This window comes from Pseudomonas asturiensis, assembly GCF_900143095.1.
In the GTDB taxonomy this organism is placed as follows: Bacteria; Pseudomonadota; Gammaproteobacteria; order Pseudomonadales; family Pseudomonadaceae; genus Aquipseudomonas; species Aquipseudomonas asturiensis.
This window is the reverse complement of sequence record NZ_FRDA01000012.1, coordinates 90,330-107,774: the sequence shown is the minus strand read 5'-3', so window position 1 is coordinate 107,774 and position 17,445 is coordinate 90,330. Positions and strand designations below refer to the sequence as shown.

At 58.4% G+C, this 17,445-nt stretch carries 16 protein-coding genes; 9 read left to right on the top strand and 7 right to left on the bottom strand.

Annotation, left to right across the window (positions count from 1 at the left end):
* Window positions 1-29 precede the first annotated feature (29 nt).
* Window positions 30-1,037, bottom strand: coding sequence for an alpha-xenorhabdolysin family binary toxin subunit B (locus BUB69_RS19870; RefSeq protein ID WP_073169704.1), 1,008 nt, complete (start codon window positions 1,035-1,037; stop codon window positions 30-32).
* Window positions 1,038-1,053: 16 nt separating this feature from the next.
* Window positions 1,054-2,259, bottom strand: coding sequence for an alpha-xenorhabdolysin family binary toxin subunit A (locus BUB69_RS19865; protein WP_073169702.1), 1,206 nt, complete (start codon window positions 2,257-2,259; stop codon window positions 1,054-1,056).
* Between the two features lie 276 nt (window positions 2,260-2,535).
* Here BUB69_RS19865 and BUB69_RS19860 point away from each other — a divergent pair, with 276 nt between their 5' ends.
* A complete protein-coding gene (locus BUB69_RS19860; protein ID WP_073169700.1) occupies window positions 2,536-3,756 on the top strand; it encodes a class I SAM-dependent methyltransferase in 1,221 nt (406 codons plus the stop codon).
* Here the strand turns inward: BUB69_RS19860 and BUB69_RS19855 are convergent.
* The 4 genes from BUB69_RS19855 to BUB69_RS19840 all read right to left on the bottom strand — a co-directional run bounded on the left by BUB69_RS19855 (window position 3,749) and on the right by BUB69_RS19840 (window position 8,095).
* Window positions 3,749-4,645 carry a DMT family transporter gene (locus BUB69_RS19855; protein WP_073169698.1) on the bottom strand — a complete coding sequence of 299 codons (897 nt, stop codon included), beginning with the start codon at window positions 4,643-4,645 and terminating at the stop codon, window positions 3,749-3,751. The two genes, BUB69_RS19860 and BUB69_RS19855, sit on opposite strands and share 8 nt — an antisense overlap.
* A gap of 130 nt (window positions 4,646-4,775) precedes the next feature.
* Window positions 4,776-5,888, bottom strand: coding sequence for a polyamine ABC transporter substrate-binding protein (locus BUB69_RS19850; protein WP_084537134.1), 1,113 nt, complete (start codon window positions 5,886-5,888; stop codon window positions 4,776-4,778).
* A gap of 29 nt (window positions 5,889-5,917) precedes the next feature.
* Entirely contained in the window at window positions 5,918-6,946 is a 1,029-nt protein-coding gene (locus tag BUB69_RS19845) for a histone deacetylase family protein (protein WP_073169696.1), read from the bottom strand.
* A gap of 156 nt (window positions 6,947-7,102) precedes the next feature.
* The gene (locus tag BUB69_RS19840) at window positions 7,103-8,095 is read right to left on the bottom strand and encodes an AraC family transcriptional regulator (RefSeq protein WP_073169695.1); all 993 of its coding nucleotides are present in this window, start codon (window positions 8,093-8,095) and stop codon (window positions 7,103-7,105) included.
* Between the two features lie 149 nt (window positions 8,096-8,244).
* Here BUB69_RS19840 and BUB69_RS19835 point away from each other — a divergent pair, with 149 nt between their 5' ends.
* Both BUB69_RS19835 and BUB69_RS19830 read left to right on the top strand, forming a co-directional pair.
* Window positions 8,245-8,688, top strand: a complete 444-nt coding sequence (locus BUB69_RS19835) for a GNAT family N-acetyltransferase (protein WP_073169693.1) — start codon at window positions 8,245-8,247, stop codon at window positions 8,686-8,688.
* Window positions 8,689-8,904: 216 nt separating this feature from the next.
* Window positions 8,905-9,192, top strand: a complete 288-nt coding sequence (locus BUB69_RS19830; RefSeq protein ID WP_073169691.1) for a DUF1652 domain-containing protein — start codon at window positions 8,905-8,907, stop codon at window positions 9,190-9,192.
* Window positions 9,193-9,295: 103 nt separating this feature from the next.
* Here the strand turns inward: BUB69_RS19830 and BUB69_RS19825 are convergent, their stop codons facing one another.
* Window positions 9,296-9,877 (bottom strand): hypothetical protein, encoded by a 582-nt coding sequence (locus BUB69_RS19825; protein WP_073169689.1) that lies wholly within the window; start codon window positions 9,875-9,877, stop codon window positions 9,296-9,298.
* A 374-nt stretch (window positions 9,878-10,251) separates the two neighbouring features.
* Here BUB69_RS19825 and BUB69_RS19820 point away from each other — a divergent pair, with 374 nt between their 5' ends.
* The 6 genes from BUB69_RS19820 (at window position 10,252) to BUB69_RS19795 (ending at window position 17,388) form a co-directional block, all read left to right on the top strand.
* Window positions 10,252-11,739 carry a SulP family inorganic anion transporter gene (locus tag BUB69_RS19820; protein WP_073169688.1) on the top strand — a complete coding sequence of 496 codons (1,488 nt, stop codon included), beginning with the start codon at window positions 10,252-10,254 and terminating at the stop codon, window positions 11,737-11,739.
* A 247-nt stretch (window positions 11,740-11,986) separates the two neighbouring features.
* On the top strand, window positions 11,987-13,390 hold the full coding sequence (locus BUB69_RS19815; RefSeq protein ID WP_073169686.1) for an amidase: 1,404 nt from the start codon (window positions 11,987-11,989) through the stop codon (window positions 13,388-13,390).
* Between the two features lie 83 nt (window positions 13,391-13,473).
* Window positions 13,474-14,232 carry a DeoR/GlpR family DNA-binding transcription regulator gene (locus tag BUB69_RS19810; RefSeq protein ID WP_073169685.1) on the top strand — a complete coding sequence of 253 codons (759 nt, stop codon included), beginning with the start codon at window positions 13,474-13,476 and terminating at the stop codon, window positions 14,230-14,232.
* On the top strand, window positions 14,210-15,490 hold the full coding sequence (locus BUB69_RS19805; RefSeq protein ID WP_073169683.1) for a Zn-dependent hydrolase: 1,281 nt from the start codon (window positions 14,210-14,212) through the stop codon (window positions 15,488-15,490). Before BUB69_RS19810 ends, BUB69_RS19805 begins: the two co-directional genes overlap by 23 nt.
* 9 nt (window positions 15,491-15,499) lie before the next feature.
* Window positions 15,500-16,456: a phosphotransferase family protein gene (locus BUB69_RS19800; protein WP_073169681.1), complete on the top strand. Its 957-nt coding sequence runs from the start codon at window positions 15,500-15,502 to the stop codon at window positions 16,454-16,456.
* Window positions 16,453-17,388: a choline kinase family protein gene (locus BUB69_RS19795; protein ID WP_073169679.1), complete on the top strand. Its 936-nt coding sequence runs from the start codon at window positions 16,453-16,455 to the stop codon at window positions 17,386-17,388. Before BUB69_RS19800 ends, BUB69_RS19795 begins: the two co-directional genes overlap by 4 nt.
* Window positions 17,389-17,445: the final 57 nt, after the last annotated feature.

Sequence of the window (17,445 nt, the reverse complement as noted above, 5' to 3'; positions counted from 1 at the left end):
GCTGCCTGCCTGAAGGCTGCCGGAAAGGCTCAGACGGTGCGCGTCACGCTGTACAGCGACTTTATGTAAGCGCTGAGCTGGCTCACATGCAGACTGATTGCCGCCGGGTCGTCGGTTTGGGTCAGGCCATTGTTCACAAAGTGGTAGAGCGACTCACTGAGCTTTTTGGACTGCTGAACCCAAATCATCCGGTTATTGTCCAGGCTGGCGAGCGTGGCGAGTTCCTCGAGGTTTCGGGCAATTGCCTTGGCTTCCTTTTGGGCTGATCTGGATTCGGCCATCAGGCTGTTGTAGCGATTGCGCAACTTGTCCCGCTCGTCAACGAGGTCAGAATACGTCAGTGCGCTGCTGATCTTGCCCAGCAGCTTCTGCAGTCGGACAATTCCGACTTGCAGTGCCATAAGGTGCGGTGAAGGCATGGAGAGGGCCGACAGCTCCTCGGTGCTGGGCAGTGTCTCTTTGAATAGGTCCACCAGTTTGTGTTGCTCATACGTCTTGATCGTCTCATCCAGCAGTCGGCGATCTTCTGCAATGGTGCTCATCTTGTCTTCCTTGTCGGCAGACTGTTGAGTGAGCGTATCGAGTTGTCGTTGCAGTGCCTCGTGAATACTGCTGTTGGTGGGCTGCAACTTGATCTGCTGAAGATCATCCGTGCTTTGCGCAATCGCTTGAGCCCCCGAGCGCACCACGGCTGTGAGGGCTGACACCTCCCGGGCGCGCTGAGCATTCAGCATGCCGAGCGCCTGTTCTTTTTGTTCATTGCTCAGTCGTGTGTCGGCTTCGACCTGCTGTTGTTTCTGATCGATGTTTGCAAGGCCCGCGGTGTTCAACTGGGCGGTGATCGCGGCCAGTTTGTTCAGGCATTGCGTATCCGCAACATTGAGGGCGGTTTTCAATGAGGGCAGTTTTTCTTTGATGACCGGCAGAAATTCAAGCGACAACGACGCCACCTGGGTGTGAATCAGTTGTCGGGCGGTGTCCATGCTGGCTTTGTCAGGTAAATCGAATACCGCAGGGGTGGGCGTACTGATGTTCATATTCATGTCCTTATGATTATTTGCTTTGTTCGTTCAAAAATTGATTCACTGCGCTTTCAAAGAGCGTCAGCAACTGAGCCGTAATGCCTTTGATATCGGTCCAGGGGGTGACAACGCTTCGAAACTGAAGGGCAAACGTCAGTAACGCCTGGTCGTCGCGGATCTGCGCCAGTCCATCGGCAGAGCTCGCGATGTAGTTGACCAGCAATGCCCAGAGGTCTTGCAGGTTGGTGGCGCTCTGGTGAGCGTCGAGCATGCGAATTTTCATGTCTTCGAACAGCAGTTCCAGGCTGCGTACCGCTGCGGCGAGGGGACGTTTTTGCTGCAGTGACTGCACATTCGCTTCTTTCTCTTTGATCAGCCGGTTCTTTTCCTTGCGAATCTTTTCCGCCTTGCTCCCGAAGATGCCACCCGTGATGCCGACCCCGATGGGGCCGCCGAAAATGCCCCATGCGATATTGTTTGCAGTCGTGTAGTACTCATCGTGCTTTCGATCAATTTCCGCCGTCAGCTGGTCGATGTTTTGTTCAAGCGCCAGTATTTCCTCGTCCAGGTCAGAGCGGCTGGCCAGTCGCACCTTGTCGCTGATGGCAGGGATCAGTTCTACGGTCAATGTTTGCGTGAACTGACCAATGTCCTCGGCAAGCTTTGCCGATGACACCCTGTGTTCTTCGATCTGCGCTGCGATTTTTTTGAGAAAGTCTGCCAGCACCTGACAGACTTTTAGGTCGGTCTCGGTCAGCGGACCGGGTTTGACATGGTTGATTGTTTCAACGGTGAGATCGGCGACCGTCAACTCAAGTAGCTGGACAACTTCCATCTTGTCGATGTAGTCGAGGATCTGACGGCCCTGAGAGGAAAACGCTCCGGCAAAAAGATCGAGGTTGAAACCGTTGGATTTGATATCGCTCTCGATGGCTGACCAGCTTCTGCCGTGCTCGTTGATAGCGCGGTACGTCAGCAGCAGGTCGTTGGGTTCCAGGCCAGGGATACCGCTGCGTGTGAAGCCGATGTCTTGTTCCACACGAAGAAGTGTATTGGGCAGATTCAAACTGCGTCGTTCATACCGTTTGATACTGAGGATGTCTTCTTTGGTGAGAATAAGCGCTGCGGCCCGGCCGTTGTTTTTTTCATCTTCGGCCAGCGCTTTGATGAACTCGATGGGGGTGATCTTCACCCTGGCAAAGTCAGGGTCTTCGAAGGTAGGGAGTGGCGTGTTCATGGTGCACGATCCTTGTGCAAGTTCAGATAATAATCAGGGGTTAAGCCGTTGTGTCGCTTCAATGGATTTGAATATAACGGTGTTTTTCAGCGTAAAAACATATTTATATAGGACCGCCCACAAAGTGTTGCGTCGTTACCGGCAGGTTGCAAAGCGCACGATCATCGGGCGTTCATCGCCAGGTCGGAAAATAGTCCTGCCTGATCCTCGCCAGCACGCTTAAAATGCCTGCCTGATTTTTTCGAGTCCCTGCGGGGACGCTTGAGGCAGCTTTCGATGTCCGTCACACCCACCGCTCCATCCTCTGCCGCGCAGGATCATCGTGCGCAATTTCTCGGCCTGCTGGACACCAGCCTTTCCCAGAACTCGCTGATCAAGCTGGTGCTGGCCAAATACGTGGGCAGTGAGGCCGAGTTGCAGCGGGTGATCATCAAGCCGCTGACGGTCCGTGAGCAGCCTTGCCTGTCCTTCGTGTATCGCTACAAGACCCGTGACATCACCAAGAACTTCCCGCTTGCCGAGGCTGTGGAGGTCATCGCGGGCCTGATTCCCGAGTCGTTCAAGAACGCGCACCTGCTGTCGCTGACCGATGAGGTTCAACTGGAATTCAGCAAGAAGGGCAAAAGCACGCTGTTCAAGAGCAAGGCCCAGCAGGAGCGCGAGGCGCCCACCGCCGCACATGATCGCGAGAAGAAGCGCTATCTGGAGTTGACCCGTCCCTTCCTGAGCGACCTTGGGGTGACCAACCGTCAACATGAGCTGATCCCGGCCATGTCGCGCAAGTGGAAGCAGATCAACAAGTTCATTGAGGTGTTCTCCCACGCGCTGACGTCATCGCCGCTCAAACTGGATCAGCCGATCAAGGTGGCGGACTTCGGTTCGGGCAAAGGCTATCTGACGTTCGCCATTCACGATTACCTGCGCAACACCCTGCAGGCGCAAGGCGAGGTAACCGGTGTCGAGTTGCGCGAGGACATGGTGACACTGTGCAACAACGCGGCCGCGCGTCTTGAGCATCCGGGACTGGTTTTCCAGCACGGCGATGTGCGTACCGTTGCACCGAGCGCGCTGGACGTGATGATCGCGCTGCACGCCTGCGACATCGCCACCGACTATGCCATTCACATGGGCATTCGTTCCGGCGCGTCGATCATCATGTGCTCACCATGCTGCCACAAACAGATTCGTCTGCAGATCCAGAGCCCGACGCTGCTCAAACCCATGCTGCAGTACGGCCTGCACATGGGCCAGCAGGCCGAGATGGTCACTGACAGCCTGCGCGCCTTGCTGCTTGAGGCCTGCGGTTACGAGACCAAGGTGTTCGAGTTCATCTCGCTGGAGCACACCAACAAGAACAAGATGATTCTGGCGGTCAAGCGTGCCGAGCCTGCCGCCCCGGCTCACTTGCTGGCGCGCATTCAGGAGCTCAAGACGTTCTACGGCATCACCGAGCAGTGTCTGGAAACACTGCTTTTGGCAGACGGCTTTCTTAGCTGATGGCAGCCGCCGGTTTGGGCGCGATGACAGCTGTCCTGCGCCCCAGCACGACGGTCGCAATCACGGCGGCTGCGAACACCCAGGTCATGGGCTCGATGTGTTCCCCGAAGAACAGCGCCGACAATGCCATGGTGAAGAAAATCTGCAGCAACTGGACCTGGCTGACCCGCGAGATGCCTCCCATCGCCAGCCCTGAATACCAGGCAAAGAAACCGATGAATTGCGAGAAGAACGCAACGTAGCCGAACGCCCACCAGGTGCTCATCGAGATGGGGCCTTGATGCTGTGCCGCCATGTACAGGAAAGGCCCGAGCAGGATCGGACTCGACAGCACCAGCGCCCAGCAGATTACCTGCCAGCCGCCCATTTCCTTCGCCAGTCGACCGCCTTCGGCATAGCCCAGGCCGCCGACCGCAATGGCGCCAAGCATCCACAGATCACCCACCTGAATGCTGCCGGCCCCGCTCATCAGTGCATAACCCAGCACCAGCGCGCTGCCCAGCGCGGCGCAGGCCCAGAAGGCTTTCGAGGGACGTTCATGGGACAGCCACGCGGCGTAGATCGCCACGAACAGCGGCTGTATGCCATTGACCAGCGCGCCGTGCGAGGCGGGCAGGGTCTGCATGGCCCATGCGGACAGAATCGGAAAACCGATGATCACCCCGGCTATCACCAGCGACAGACCTTTGAGTTGCTGCAGCGTGGGCCATTTTTCCCGACGCCAGTACAGCAAGGCCGCCGCCGGGATGGCTGCCAGCAGGGCGCGGCCGATGCCGTTGAGCAACGGGTGCATTTCCTGCACAACCACGCGGGTCATCGGCAGCGTCAGGCTGAAGATAATGACACCCAGCAGGCCCAGGGCCATACCCATGTTTTCGCGAGACGACATGATTCGATCCGGTCTTTGTAGTTCTGTATTCAAGGACCGGCATTGAGCCATAGAACAGACCCGCTTTTCCTTTACAGCTACGGTCTGATTCGGCCGTACAGTTGGTAAAAACGAGCCTGTTCAGGCTTCTTCACGTGCCCGATTTGATTTTCGTCCAGGCCCGTGTGCGCGCCCTTTCGGCCGCAGCGGGCAATGGTTGAAGCGTGTACAGGGTTTTCATGGCCTCTTCGGTCGGGTACAGATTGGGGTTGTTGCGGATCGCCGGATCAACGCGGTCGGTGGCGTTCATGTTGGGGTTCGGATAACCGACAAAATCGCTGATCGGCGCGATGACTTTTGGTTGCAGGAGGTAGTCGATGAAGGTCAGAGCGTCCTGCGTGTTCTTCGCACCTTTGGGAATTGCCAGCATGTCGAACCAGATCGGCGCGCCTTCCTTGGGCAGGCGCATGTCGACGATCACGCCGTTTTTGGCATCCTTGGCGCGGTTGGCGGCCTGAGAGAAGCTCCCGGAATAACCGACCGCCACGCAGATGTCACCGTTGGCGATGTCGGCCATGTATTTGGAGGAATGGAAGTAAGTGATGTACGGACGGATCTTGAGCATCAACGCTTCGGCCTTCTTGTAATCATCGGCCTTGACGCTGTTGGGCGGCAGGCCTAGGTATTGAAGCGCCAGCGGCAGGATTTCCGAAGGCGAGTCGAGCAGGGCGACGCCACACTGTTTGAGCTTGCTGATGTTTTCTTCCTTGAAGATCAAATCCCAACTGTCGACGGGTGCATCATCGCCCAGCACGGCCTTGACCTTGGCCGGATTGAAACCGATCAGGATCGTGCCGTACATGTAGGGCACGGCGTATTTGTTGCCGGGGTCGTTGGCCTCCAGCAGCTTCATCAACTTGGGGTCAAGGTTTGCGTAGTGGGTCAGCTTGCTGCGATCCAGCGGCTGGAAAACCCCGGCCTCGATCTGCTTGGCCAGAAACACGTTGGAAGGGACCACTACGTCGTAACCCGAGTTGCCGGTCAGCAGTTTGGCTTCCAGCGCCTCGTTGGTGTCGAAGATGTCGTAGATCAGGTTGACCTTGGTCTGGTCCTTGAAGTCAGTCAGCGTCTGTGGGGTGATGTAGTCGAACCAGTTGTAGACACGCAAGGTGCGGGGTTCGTCGGCCTGTGCGCCGGCGCATAGCAGGGAGGCGCACAACATCGGGATAACGCGTGCCGGGATAAAGCGTTTGAGTCGGTTCATGGTGGTCTCCAGAGGGCGAGGGGATAAGCTCAGACGCGTTCAAAACCTTCCAGCACATTCACGGCATTGACGCCGATTTCTTCGACGGCATAACCGCCTTCCATGACGAACAGGGAGGGCTTGCCAAGGCGTGCGATGCGCTCGCCCATGCGCAGGTAGTCGTCGCTGTCGAGTTTGAACTGGGAAATGGGGTCGTCCTTGAACGTATCGACGCCGAGTGAAATCAACACCACCTCCGGATCGTAACGGTCGATTTCCTGGCAGGCCTTTTCCAGCGCTTCGCTCCAGCACGCCCAGCCGCTGCCGGCTGCAAGGGGATAATTGAAGTTATAGCCTTCACCCGCGCCTTCGCCTGGCTCGTCGGCATACCCTAGAAAAAACGGAAACTCTGCCTCCGGGTGCCCGTGGATGGAGGTGAACAGCACGTCGCTGCGCGAGTAAAAGATCGACTGCGTGCCGTTGCCGTGGTGGTAGTCCACATCCAGGATCGCAACCTTGGCGCAGCCCTGATCGAGAAACGCCTGCGCGGCGATCGCGACGTTGTTCAGGTAGCAGTAACCGCCCATCAGATCACTGGCGGCGTGGTGTCCGGGCGGACGACACAGCGCGAAAGCACTGTGGGCGCCCTGGCTGATTGCGCGCTGCGCGGTCAGGGCCACCTGGGCTGCGCTGTATGCGGCTTGCCAGGTTCCGGCGGTGATCGGCGCGCCGGCGTCAAAGCTGTAGTAACCCAGTTCGCCATGCAGGCTGCGCGGGGTGACACCGCGTAAGGTGCGCGCCGGCCAGGTGTAGGGCAGCAGATCGCCGTCACGGCCCATTTCGCTCCAGCGCTGCCAGGCATTCTGGAAGAAGGTCAGGTAATCGGCGCTATGAATGCGCTGTACGGGGCCAAGCCCGAAATCTTCCGGCGGCAGGACCTGGCCGATTGCACGAGTGCGGATGCGCTCAAGCACATGGTCGGCCCGCGATGGCATCTCGAAACAGGGCATCAGTTGCCCGTCGATCAGCTCGCAGCGTCCATGATGAAGGTGGTGATCATCCGAATAGATCGTCAGCATTTTTGTTCTCCTCTCGGCTGGCGTGTGTGTTCATTCTTGGCGAGAGGCGCTGCACAGGTGAACGATCAGAACGGCCAAAAAGGGATAAATGCGGACATTAAGATTGACCGTATATCGCCCCTTATTGAGGCGTCACGCCCCGTTTCGAGGCAGCGTTCAAGCCCGGTAGTGGCTGGGCGCAACGCCGCTCCAGCGCGTGAACGCGTGACGAAAGCTCGCGGTTTCGCTGAACCCCAGCTCTTCAGCGATGCGATGGATGGGCAGGCGGTCTTCCTGCAGCAGTTGCTTGGCCTTTTCGAAACGCAGCTCATCCAGCAGCGTTTGATAAGTGCTGCCGTTGGCGTGCAGATGTCGACGCAAGGTGCGCTCGGAGCAGTTCATGTGCTGCGCAACGGCGCTCAGGCTCGGCGTGCTGCGCAACTGGCGGGTGATGACTTCGCGAATACGCGCCAGCCAGGCCTGGCGGCCCGTGAACTCGGTGTTCTGACGCCGGCAACGCTCGTGCATGTCGCGGTGGGTGATGGGATCGGCCAGCGGCAGCGGCTGCTCAAGCCAGGCGCGGGAAAAAGCGAACGCGTTCTGTCTGTGCTCGAACTGCACAGGGCACGCAAAGCTTTCGTCATAACGGTACCGATATTCAGGCGCCGGATACGAGAAGCAGGCCTCCAGCAGCGGCAATGAAAAGCCCAGCATGTCGTCACAAATGACCTTGAGCGATGCCAGGCACAACTCGGTGTTGAACACGTGCAGTTGCACCTCGTCACCGTAGTTGCTCGCGCTCAGCCAGACGGTGTCGTCAGTCGTGATCAACTGCAATTCGAACAACGTACCCAGCAGGGCCGGATACGCCAGCGCCAGGCGCAGGGCGTCACCCAGCGTGGCGCTGGTCAGCAGGGCGTAACCCAGAATCCCATAGGACGACACATGCATGCGTCGGCCCAGTTGAAGGCCAATGTCCGGACGCAAGGCGACCGCATTGGCGCAGACGCGCATTTCCTGATGCGTAGTAATGCGGATGTCCGCCCGTTCCATCTCCGCCACGCTGATCCCGCTGCCTTGTAGCAAGGTTTCACGGGCGTAGCCTTCGTCTGCAAAGGTATCGAGGATCAGCGAAACAGCGTTCAGTGTGGTGAGATGCGCGTGCAGCATGGGCGTTATCCTTTCCAGGCAAAGGCCGTGAAAACGATGCACTGTCCGTACCCAGGTGTACAGCAGGCACAAGGTTTGCAAATTTATCGGTAAGGTCTTAGCCCGTTGGCTATGCTTGCGTGCAGCATTGAAAAGAACAAGGTTCGCCAATGGATACGCTTCGCCCTTATGCCCTCATGGATCGAGATACCTGTTTGCGTATTTTCGACAGCAATGTCCCGCGCTACTTCGATCCCTCGGAGCGTGACAAATTTGCCCGCTTCTTGCTGGAGCCCATTGGGTCTTACTTCGTGGTCGAACGTCACGCTACGGTTATGGCCTGCGGCGGCTACCTCGTCCTGTCGCCACCCTCGGTGGCCGAACTGACCTGGGGCATGGTGGACTGCACTCATCAGGGCAGCGGCCTTGGCTCATTTCTGACCCTCGCCCGGCTGGATGCCATGAAGACCATTCCCGGCGTTTCGCAGGCCTACATCAATACCAGTCAGCGCGTGCAGGGCTTTTATGAGGGGCTGGGCTTCAACCTCACCCGTTTTAAACGAGATGGACATGGCAAGGGGCTCGACAGCGTTGAAATGCATCTGAAGTTGTAACGAAAAAAGACACGTTTATTGAACGGGCAATATAAAAAGCACTGTTTCAGGTTACGAATGTTGAGCTTAATCGATACGGCTTTTAAGACTTTGTACAAGAATAGACGCGGCATTAAAAAAGCGGTGCCCTGATAAATATTTATGTGGAACGCTGGCGGACACCCATCCTCTGAATACCGTCGATAACCCATTTTTATTTATGTAAAGCAGGCAATCATGAACGCATACAGACTCTCAACGCTTGAAATCAAACACATGGTCGAGCAGGCTTTATTGCCCCATCGCTGCACATGGGAAGCCGCTCAAGGCGGTACCCTGGCATTGACCCTGACCAACCCGGGCAACCCGGATCACGCCATCTGCGTAACGGGCATCAAGCTGGAACGCATGGTATCCAGTCGTGCCATTTCGGAACTGGTAGGTGAAGCACGCCTGCTGATGTCGATGAACCAGGTGCCGGTTTCGGCGCTGGATTACCGTCAGGCGTCTGCTAAACACTGGTAAAAAAGACGACGATAAGTTTCAAACTTTGCAGGCCGCGAATCAGGCTGAAAGCCCACAAGTGCGGATAATCGATTTATCCACACTTGCCGGATCAGGCACGCCGTTAGCGTGACGGAATATTCTCGATGTCATCCACAATGAAGCGTGGTAGCAGGTTGACGTTGTAGTCCTCCACGCTTGCGTTGCTCTTGTTGGTCAGTACGCTGGCCGCTGTCTTGAGATTCTGCCAGTGCCCGATTGCTCCGCCAGGCTGCAAGCCTGTTCTCTCCTGGCCGAAGTGCAGCACTTGCTTGCCTGATCGCTCTACCGAAACCTGATAGCCGAAGTCCACGCTGGCCATGACCTTGTTGTCATCCACGATGTGCGACATCAGCCCGCCTTTCGAATCACCCAGGCGGCGCCTGTAGACACTGTCGACATCCAGCAGATAATCGGCGCTCTCCTTGCTGGCCGCATAGCGATTGGCCTGTTGCAGGCGCTCGATGAGCTTGAGCCTGATACCGTTTTCCAGTTGCTCCCGAGACATGAACAGCTCGCTTTCGCCCTCCAGTTTGAGCTTGAAAGAGTCCACCCAATAAGTGGCGGTTTTGGGAATCGAAACAGGAGCAGGGGAGATGTAGTAGTCGGGTGTAGAGGCGCAGCCCGCGACGCAGGCGATGATCAACGGCAGAGCGGCAAAACGCATTGTTCGTCCTTGAGGATCTGATTCGGGGACGTGATGGAAGCACAGTGCTGCGCAGCTTGCCTATCGGAAATTGCCTGTTCTGCCGTCGGTCATGTGCAATGACCTGCACGTTGTCCCTGTGATCCGCGAGCGTTATTATCCGGTCGGTCAATTCACGAGCTGACGAAGGAATCCTCTTGCCTCGTTCCAACTGGCTGCCTACGCCGCCTTAGCGCTACGCCCCCTCGCAACACCCTGACCGCCCTCTGGCTGCGGTCTATTTCTGCTGTGCCTGATTCGGCCGCAGCACATCCTCAACACCACTGAAGACAGACGCACCTGCATCGCCCAGCGCCCGACGCTGCGCGCCATGCCGTGCCTGCATGGATGAATCAATGCTTGAAAATATAAAGGCTGCCTGGCTTTCCAATGTCCGGGCTGACGTACTGGCGGGTCTCGTTGTCGCGATGGCCCTCATTCCCGAAGCCATCGCTTTTTCCATCATCGCCGGGGTCGACCCGCGCGTCGGGCTTTACGCCTCCTTCTGTATCTGTACCGTCATCGCGTTCGTGGGCGGCCGCCCGGCGATGGTCTCTGCGGCCACGGGTGCCATGGCGCTGCTTATGGTGAATCTGGTCAAGGACAATGGTTTGCATTATCTGTTGGCGGCCACCCTGGGCTGCGGAGTTTTGCAGATCATCGCGGGTTATCTGCGGCTGGGTGAGCTGATGCGTTTCGTGTCCCGCTCGGTGGTGACCGGCTTCGTCAATGCATTGGCCATTTTGATCTTCCTGGCGCAGTTGCCGGAACTCACCAACGTCACCTGGGTGGTGTACGCCCTGACGGCCGGGGGACTTGCGATCATCTATCTGCTGCCACGAATTCCCGTCGTGGGCACGCTGCTGCCGTCGCCACTGGTGTGCATTCTGGTGCTCACCGCGATCTCGATTTACATGGGGCTTAACGTCCGCACGGTCGGCGATATGGGCGCGTTGCCCGACAGTCTGCCGGTCTTCCTGTGGCCGCAGGTGCCGCTGAATCTGGAAACATTGCTGATCGTGCTGCCGTACTCGGCGGCGTTGGCAGTGGTGGGTTTGCTGGAGTCGATGATGACCGCCACCATCGTCGATGACCTGACCGACACGTCCAGCGACAAGAACCGTGAGTGCAAAGGCCAGGGCGTCGCCAACATCGCCAGCGGATTGATCGGCGGCATGGCCGGTTGCGCCATGATCGGTCAGTCGATGATCAACGTGAAGTCTGGTGGCAGAACGCGCCTGTCCACGCTGAGTGCAGGTGTTTCGCTGCTGGCCATGATGATCTTTCTAGGCGACTGGCTGGCGCGCATTCCCATGGCTGCGCTGGTGGCGGTGATGATCATGGTGTCGATCAGCACGTTCAGCTGGAGCTCGATCCGTAACCTGCGCCAATACCCGCTGTCCACCAGCCTGGTCATGATCGTGACCGTCGTCGTGGTTGTCGCCACGCATAACCTGGCGTACGGCGTGGTGGCCGGAACCCTGTTGGCGGCGATGTTCTTTGCCAACAAGATCGCGTACTACCTGGACGTCAGTTCGAAACACGACCCTGATTACAGTCACCGCACCTACTACGTCACCGGTCAGGTGTTCTTCGGTTCGGCAGACCGGTTCGCCCGCACGTTCGACCTCAAGGAACCGCTTGAAACCCTGACTATCGACCTGAGAGATGCGCACTTCTGGGACATCACCGCCGTGGCCGCGCTGGACAAGGTGGTGTTGAAACTGAGGCAAGCCGGGATCGCTGTGGATGTAATCGGCATGAACAGCGCGACTGCCACATTGGTGGACCGGTTCGGGGTGCATGACAAGCCGGGAGCGATCGAGACGTTGATGAAGCATTGAAGTGTTTTGGGCCTGAAACCCACAAACGGGCAGGCCCTTTTTTTTGCCCCAGCGTTGGGCGCAGGCTGAAAATGGGGTGTTTTTTCGCACCCCAGCGGTGCTGTTACAAATTTAAAGTCCATAAATACAACAAAAGCAACATTTACCACTTGACGGTTTTTACCACCTGATCAGTAATGCGCTGGCCTGGGCGAAACGCCCATGACTTGCCGGAGCATCCCCATTGATTGAGTCAAAACGCTTCTCCATGCCCACCGTGATTCAGGCCCGCGAGCAGTTGGACGCAGGCACGATCACGTCTGTGGCATTGGTGGAAGCAAGCCTTGAATCGGTCAAAACCCACAATCACACATTGAATGCCTTTGGTGATGTTTATACAGACGCTGCGCTCGAACAGGCACGACGTCAGGATGACGAGGCGGGCGACGGTCGCGTTCAAGGGCCGCTGCATGGCATCCCGTTCGGCATCAAGGACCTGTTTTCCACGGCAGGTCTGCGGACCACCAAAGGGTCACTGACGAGTCTGGACAGTGTCCCGCTCAAGGACGCGCCCATCATTCAGCGCCTGAAAAACGCTGGCGCCATCATTCTCGGCAAGACGGCGACAACCGAGTTTGGCTGGACAGGGGCGAGTACCTCGCGGCTTTTCGGCAACGGGCGCACACCGTGGAATCCGAGCCTGACCAGCGGCGGCTCCAGCTCAGGCTCTGCGATTTCGGTTGCGGCGCGCATGGTTCCAGCGTCTCTGGGATCGGACGGCGGCGGGTCGGTGAGGATTCCCGGTTCGTTCTGCGGGATATTCGCCCTCAAGGGTTCACTGGGACGAATTCCCACATGGCCATGGTCCGCGACTGAAATGCTCAGCCATGCAGGCCCTATGACCCGTACCGTGCGCGACTCGGCGCTGTTGTTCGACATTCTTTCAGGGCCGCATCCGCTGGACCATCAGGCGCTTCCGGTGCCCACGGAATCTTATCTGGCCCGCTGTGACCAGCCGCTTGGTCCGCTGCGCATCGCTTTCGTCCCGACGTTGTTCAACACGCCCGTCGAGCCGGTTATTGCGGCCGCGGTCGAAGCTGCTGTCGAAAAGATCGCTGCAAAACTCCCGGTAGAGGTGAGCATTCTTTCGCTTGATTGGCCGGATCCGTTGGCCACCTTTGAAACGCTTTGGGTGGGAGGGCGTGGCATCGTCTACGGACGCGCGCTAGCGGACAGACTGGGCGAACTGGACCCCGGTTTCGCCCATTTGATCGAGCAGTCGGCCCGCTACGATCTTGCCGGTTATCTGCAAGCCCTCGAACAGCGTGCCGCCTTCGCCAATCGGGTGCATGCGCTGTTCGACGATTATGATCTGCTGATCATGCCGACCCTTCCCGTGCTGCCTTTCGATGCAGATGAGGTCGCACCTTCCGGTTTTGCCGATCAGGATGGCGCCGTGCCGTGGGCACGCTGGACGCCGTTCACCTATCCCTTCAATCTTTCAGGAAATCCGGCGGCAACCATTCCCTGCGGCTTTGCCCCGGAAGGGCTGCCCATCGGTCTGCAGGTGGTCGGTCCTCGTTTCGCGGACGGTGATGTCCTGCAATTCTGCGCCGCCTTCGAGGCGATTTCGCCGTGGGATCAACAGTTGCCACCGATGCTTGCGCAATGAGCACGCCCGACATGAGCAGCCATCAGCAGCCGAAGACAGATGGGTACACTGAACGCCTTTCTTCACAACGGAATGTCAGCCCCATGCTCAATCAGCCTCGTCTGGACGAAATCATGCGCCTGTTGGCTCAGCAACAGCGCGTCAAAGCGTCCGAGCTCGCACAGTCGCTTTATGTGTCGGAAGAGACCATTCGCCGCGACTTCAAGTACCTGGAAGAGATGGGCAAGCTGCGGCGCATTCATGGCGGGGCGATTCTGCCGCAGTTGAATGACGAGCCGCCGTTGCAGGTCCGCAGTCGCATGAAGCCGCAAGCCAAGGCGAGTATCGCCAGCAAGGCGGCAGGCTTGATCAGCGACGGCATGGTGCTGTTTCTCGACACCGGCACGTCGACGCTCGCACTGGCGCAGATGCTGTCCCAGTTCAGCCGGTTGAGGATCATCACCAACTCGCTGGACATCGCTCAGGTGGTAACCCATCAAAGCGACAACCAGGTGCTGGTCGCTCCCGGAGACGTGCGCCGCAACGACAACGCATTGATCGGCCCGCACACGCTGGCATTCGCCAGCCAGTTCAATTACGACATCGCGTTCATGGGCATCGGCGCCATCGACCTTGAACAAGGCCTGATGGATTACCACGAGCCGGAAGCCATGTTGCGGCGCACGCTGGTCAAGCATTCCCGGCAGCGTGTGATCCTCGCCGACGACGGCAAGTTCGGTCACCGGATTTTTGTTAACACCCTGCCATTCAGTGCAATCACAACCCTGGTCACGAACCGTCCGCTATCGGCTGAGTTTACGGCTCGCCTGGAGAGAGATGATGTCGACATCCTGTACGCATGACTTGCTGACGCCCGATGCAGCCGACCATGCCCGGTTCGAGGCGCTGTTCGCCGAGAGCTCGGCCATTGGCGCGACACCGGCGGGTGGTTTGCATCGGCTCGCTGCATCGGTTGAGGACGGTCAGGTCCGCGACCTGTTCTGCGACTGGCTCAGGGCGCATGACTTTGAGGTTCACATCGACCCGGTGGGCAATATTTTCGGCCTGATGACCTTCGACCCACATGCTCCATATGTGGTGTGTGGTTCGCACCTGGACAGCCAGCCAAGTGCCGGCCGATTCGATGGTGTATATGGCGTACTCGCCGGTGCCGTGGCGGTTTCCAGCCTCGGGCGACAGATGCGGGAACGCGGAGAAAAGCCGGCCTGCAATCTTGCTGTCGTGAACTGGACCAATGAAGAAGGCGCTCGCTTTCAGCCGAGCCTGATCGGCAGCGGCGTGTTCACCGGCGCGCTGAGTCTTGAGCACGCCTGGAACAGTTGCGATGGCGACGGTATCAGCCTTAGGCAGGCATTGCAGGATATCGGTTATCTGGGCGGTGGCCCGGTCAGCCTCGACATCGCGGGTTACGTGGAAATTCATGTCGAGCAGAGCACCGCGCTGGAGAGCCGGAAGCTGTCGATTGGCGTTGTCAGGGAAACCTGGGCCGCGCTGAAACAACGCATTCGTTTCGACGGCGAGCAGAACCACACCGGGCCAACGCCCATGGCCGCGCGCCGCGATGCAATGCTCGCTGCCGCACATGCCATCGTTGCGGTGCGTGCGGAAGCCGACCTGCACGGGTTGCAGATGCACAGCTCGGTAGGCCGCGTGGAAATCTGGCCGAACTCGCCCAACGTGGTGCCGTCCCGCGTGTCGCTGCTGGCGGAACATCGCTCGCGGGACACTGAACTGCTGCGCGCAGCCGCCGAGCGTCTGAACGCTACATTGCATGAGATCGCCGACCGGACCCAGACCCGTTTCCACATCGAAAGCAGCGTGCTGCGCCCCCCCGGTGTACTTCCCGACGGCTTCGCCGAACTGGCGCATGCAGTGGCGACCGAATTGGGTCTGCCCATCACCGATAGCGCAACGGTGGCCGGTCACGATGCGATCAGCATGAACAGCAAATACCCGGTCTGCCTGTTGTTCATCCCCAGTCGTAACGGCCTTTCGCACAACGAAGCCGAGTACACCAGCGACGAGGACATGCACAACGGTTTGAAAATGCTGACTGCCTTGCTTCATCGCGCCTGCACGGCGCCGGATTCCTTTCGCTGAGGGCAGACCATGTTCAAAGAGACCGCACCGCTGGATCGTCTTCACATTGCATTATCGGAAGCAGGGTTGGGCGACAACCTGAATGTACAGGACGGGTCGTCAGGCATTGCCTCGCCGTCCAGGCTGGCCACCGAGTGGCTGGGGTATCACGTCACTGACGGCCAGACCGCCTGGTACGCAAAAGTGTTGCAGGCTGACATGACGCCCTTGATTGATGTCGAGCGCAGTGTGCAGGCCAGCGAGTGTGCGGGCCTGAGCGGCTCAGCACCTCGCCTGATCAGTGCAGACAGCGCCAGCGGCGTGCTGATTTTCGAATCGCTGAGTCCGAAAGACTGGCGCTGTGCTCGGCTGGACGAACTCATCGCGCCGGGGCGACTTGAGCGGCTGTGGGATCTCAAGCGCGTTGTTCATACCGGCGCAGTACCGGATTTTATCCGTTCGCCAATGGACGATCTGCAACGCCTGCGGGTGTTGTGCGCGCGGGACCGGGTGGTGTTGCCGCCAGAACACGCGTGGATCGACCGATGCGTCAACATGGCCTGGGACGCACTGCAAAACCGGCCGTTTCATGCGGTGCCGATTCACGGCGATGGTGTTACCAGCAACGTCATGGTGTCGCGGGACGGGCGTCTGAAGCTGGTCGACTTTGATTACGGCGGCTGCATGGATGCCTGGTACGACGTCGCCATCACCCTGAACGAGCTGTTTTCGTTCGAAGCGCAGTGGCGCGAAGGTATCGAAGCGTGGGCAGGACAATGCCTTGAAGTGGATTACGCCGTCTGCCGTCTGTATGCGCTGATCAACGACTGGTACTGGACGCTATGGGGGTTCTGGGCAGGCACGGTGTCTTCCCGGTCGCTCGAGTTTTCCAAGCTCGGGCAATGGACCTTCCTGCGCTGTTTGCAGAGCACCCGGGATCCACGTCTGGAGAGCTGGCTACGTCAGGTTGAGGAGTCGCGCGCATGAACGTTTTGGGAGAGGCCATGAGTATTCATGAACAGCAACTTGAAGCGGCGGTGTCCAGCATCAGCCAGTGGCGCGGCAAGCGGATCACGTACAGGCCGGTCAGCGGCGGCATTTCCAACACCAACTGGCGTGTCGAAGTCGAGGGCGCCGATACCGCGTATTTCTTCAAGATTCCGGGTGCCGGGACCGAGATGTTCATTGATCGCCGCACGGCTCATGACGCCAGTGTCGCCGCAGCGGCGACGGGATACGGCGCGCCGGTGTTTGCGTTTCTGGAAGAGTTAGGTGTCGAAGTGTTCGAGTTCATGGAAGGCTGGCGGGCGTCGTCGAATCTCGATTTTCTGCAGCGCGACGTGCGCCATAACGCACTGCTCGGGCTCAAGGCATTCAATGATCAGGCGCTGCTGTGTCAGACCAAGACCGTGTTCGACATGATTGCCGAACATCAGACTCAGGTGGCTGAACTCAACGCCTTGAAACCCCAGGACGGTGCCTGGTTATCCCTGCAATACGAGAGGGCGAAATCTGCGCTGCAAGCCTCAGGCATCGATCTGGCGCCGTGCATGAACGACACGCTGGCCGGTAACTTCATGCTCAACGACCGGCAGCACGTCAGGTTGGTCGATTTCGAATACGCGTCCAATAACGATCGGCACTACGAGTTGGCGCTCTGGTTTGGCGAAATGTTCTTCACCGACGAGGTGGAACTTGAATTGGTCGAAGACTATTTCGGCCGCGTCGACACCCGGACGCTGGCCCGGATCAAGGTCAATAAAGCGCTGGCGGATATCAAGTGGTCCACCTGGGCGATGGTGCAGCATGCCGTGTCGCAACTGGACTTCGACTTCTACAAATACGGTGCATGGAAGCAAATGAGGGCGCGTAACGCCATCAACGATCCGCGCTGGGAAACCTGGCTTAGACAGGTCTGAACCTGCGTATGACAAGACCCGACAACCACAAGATCGGGCTATCGGCGGCAACTTTTT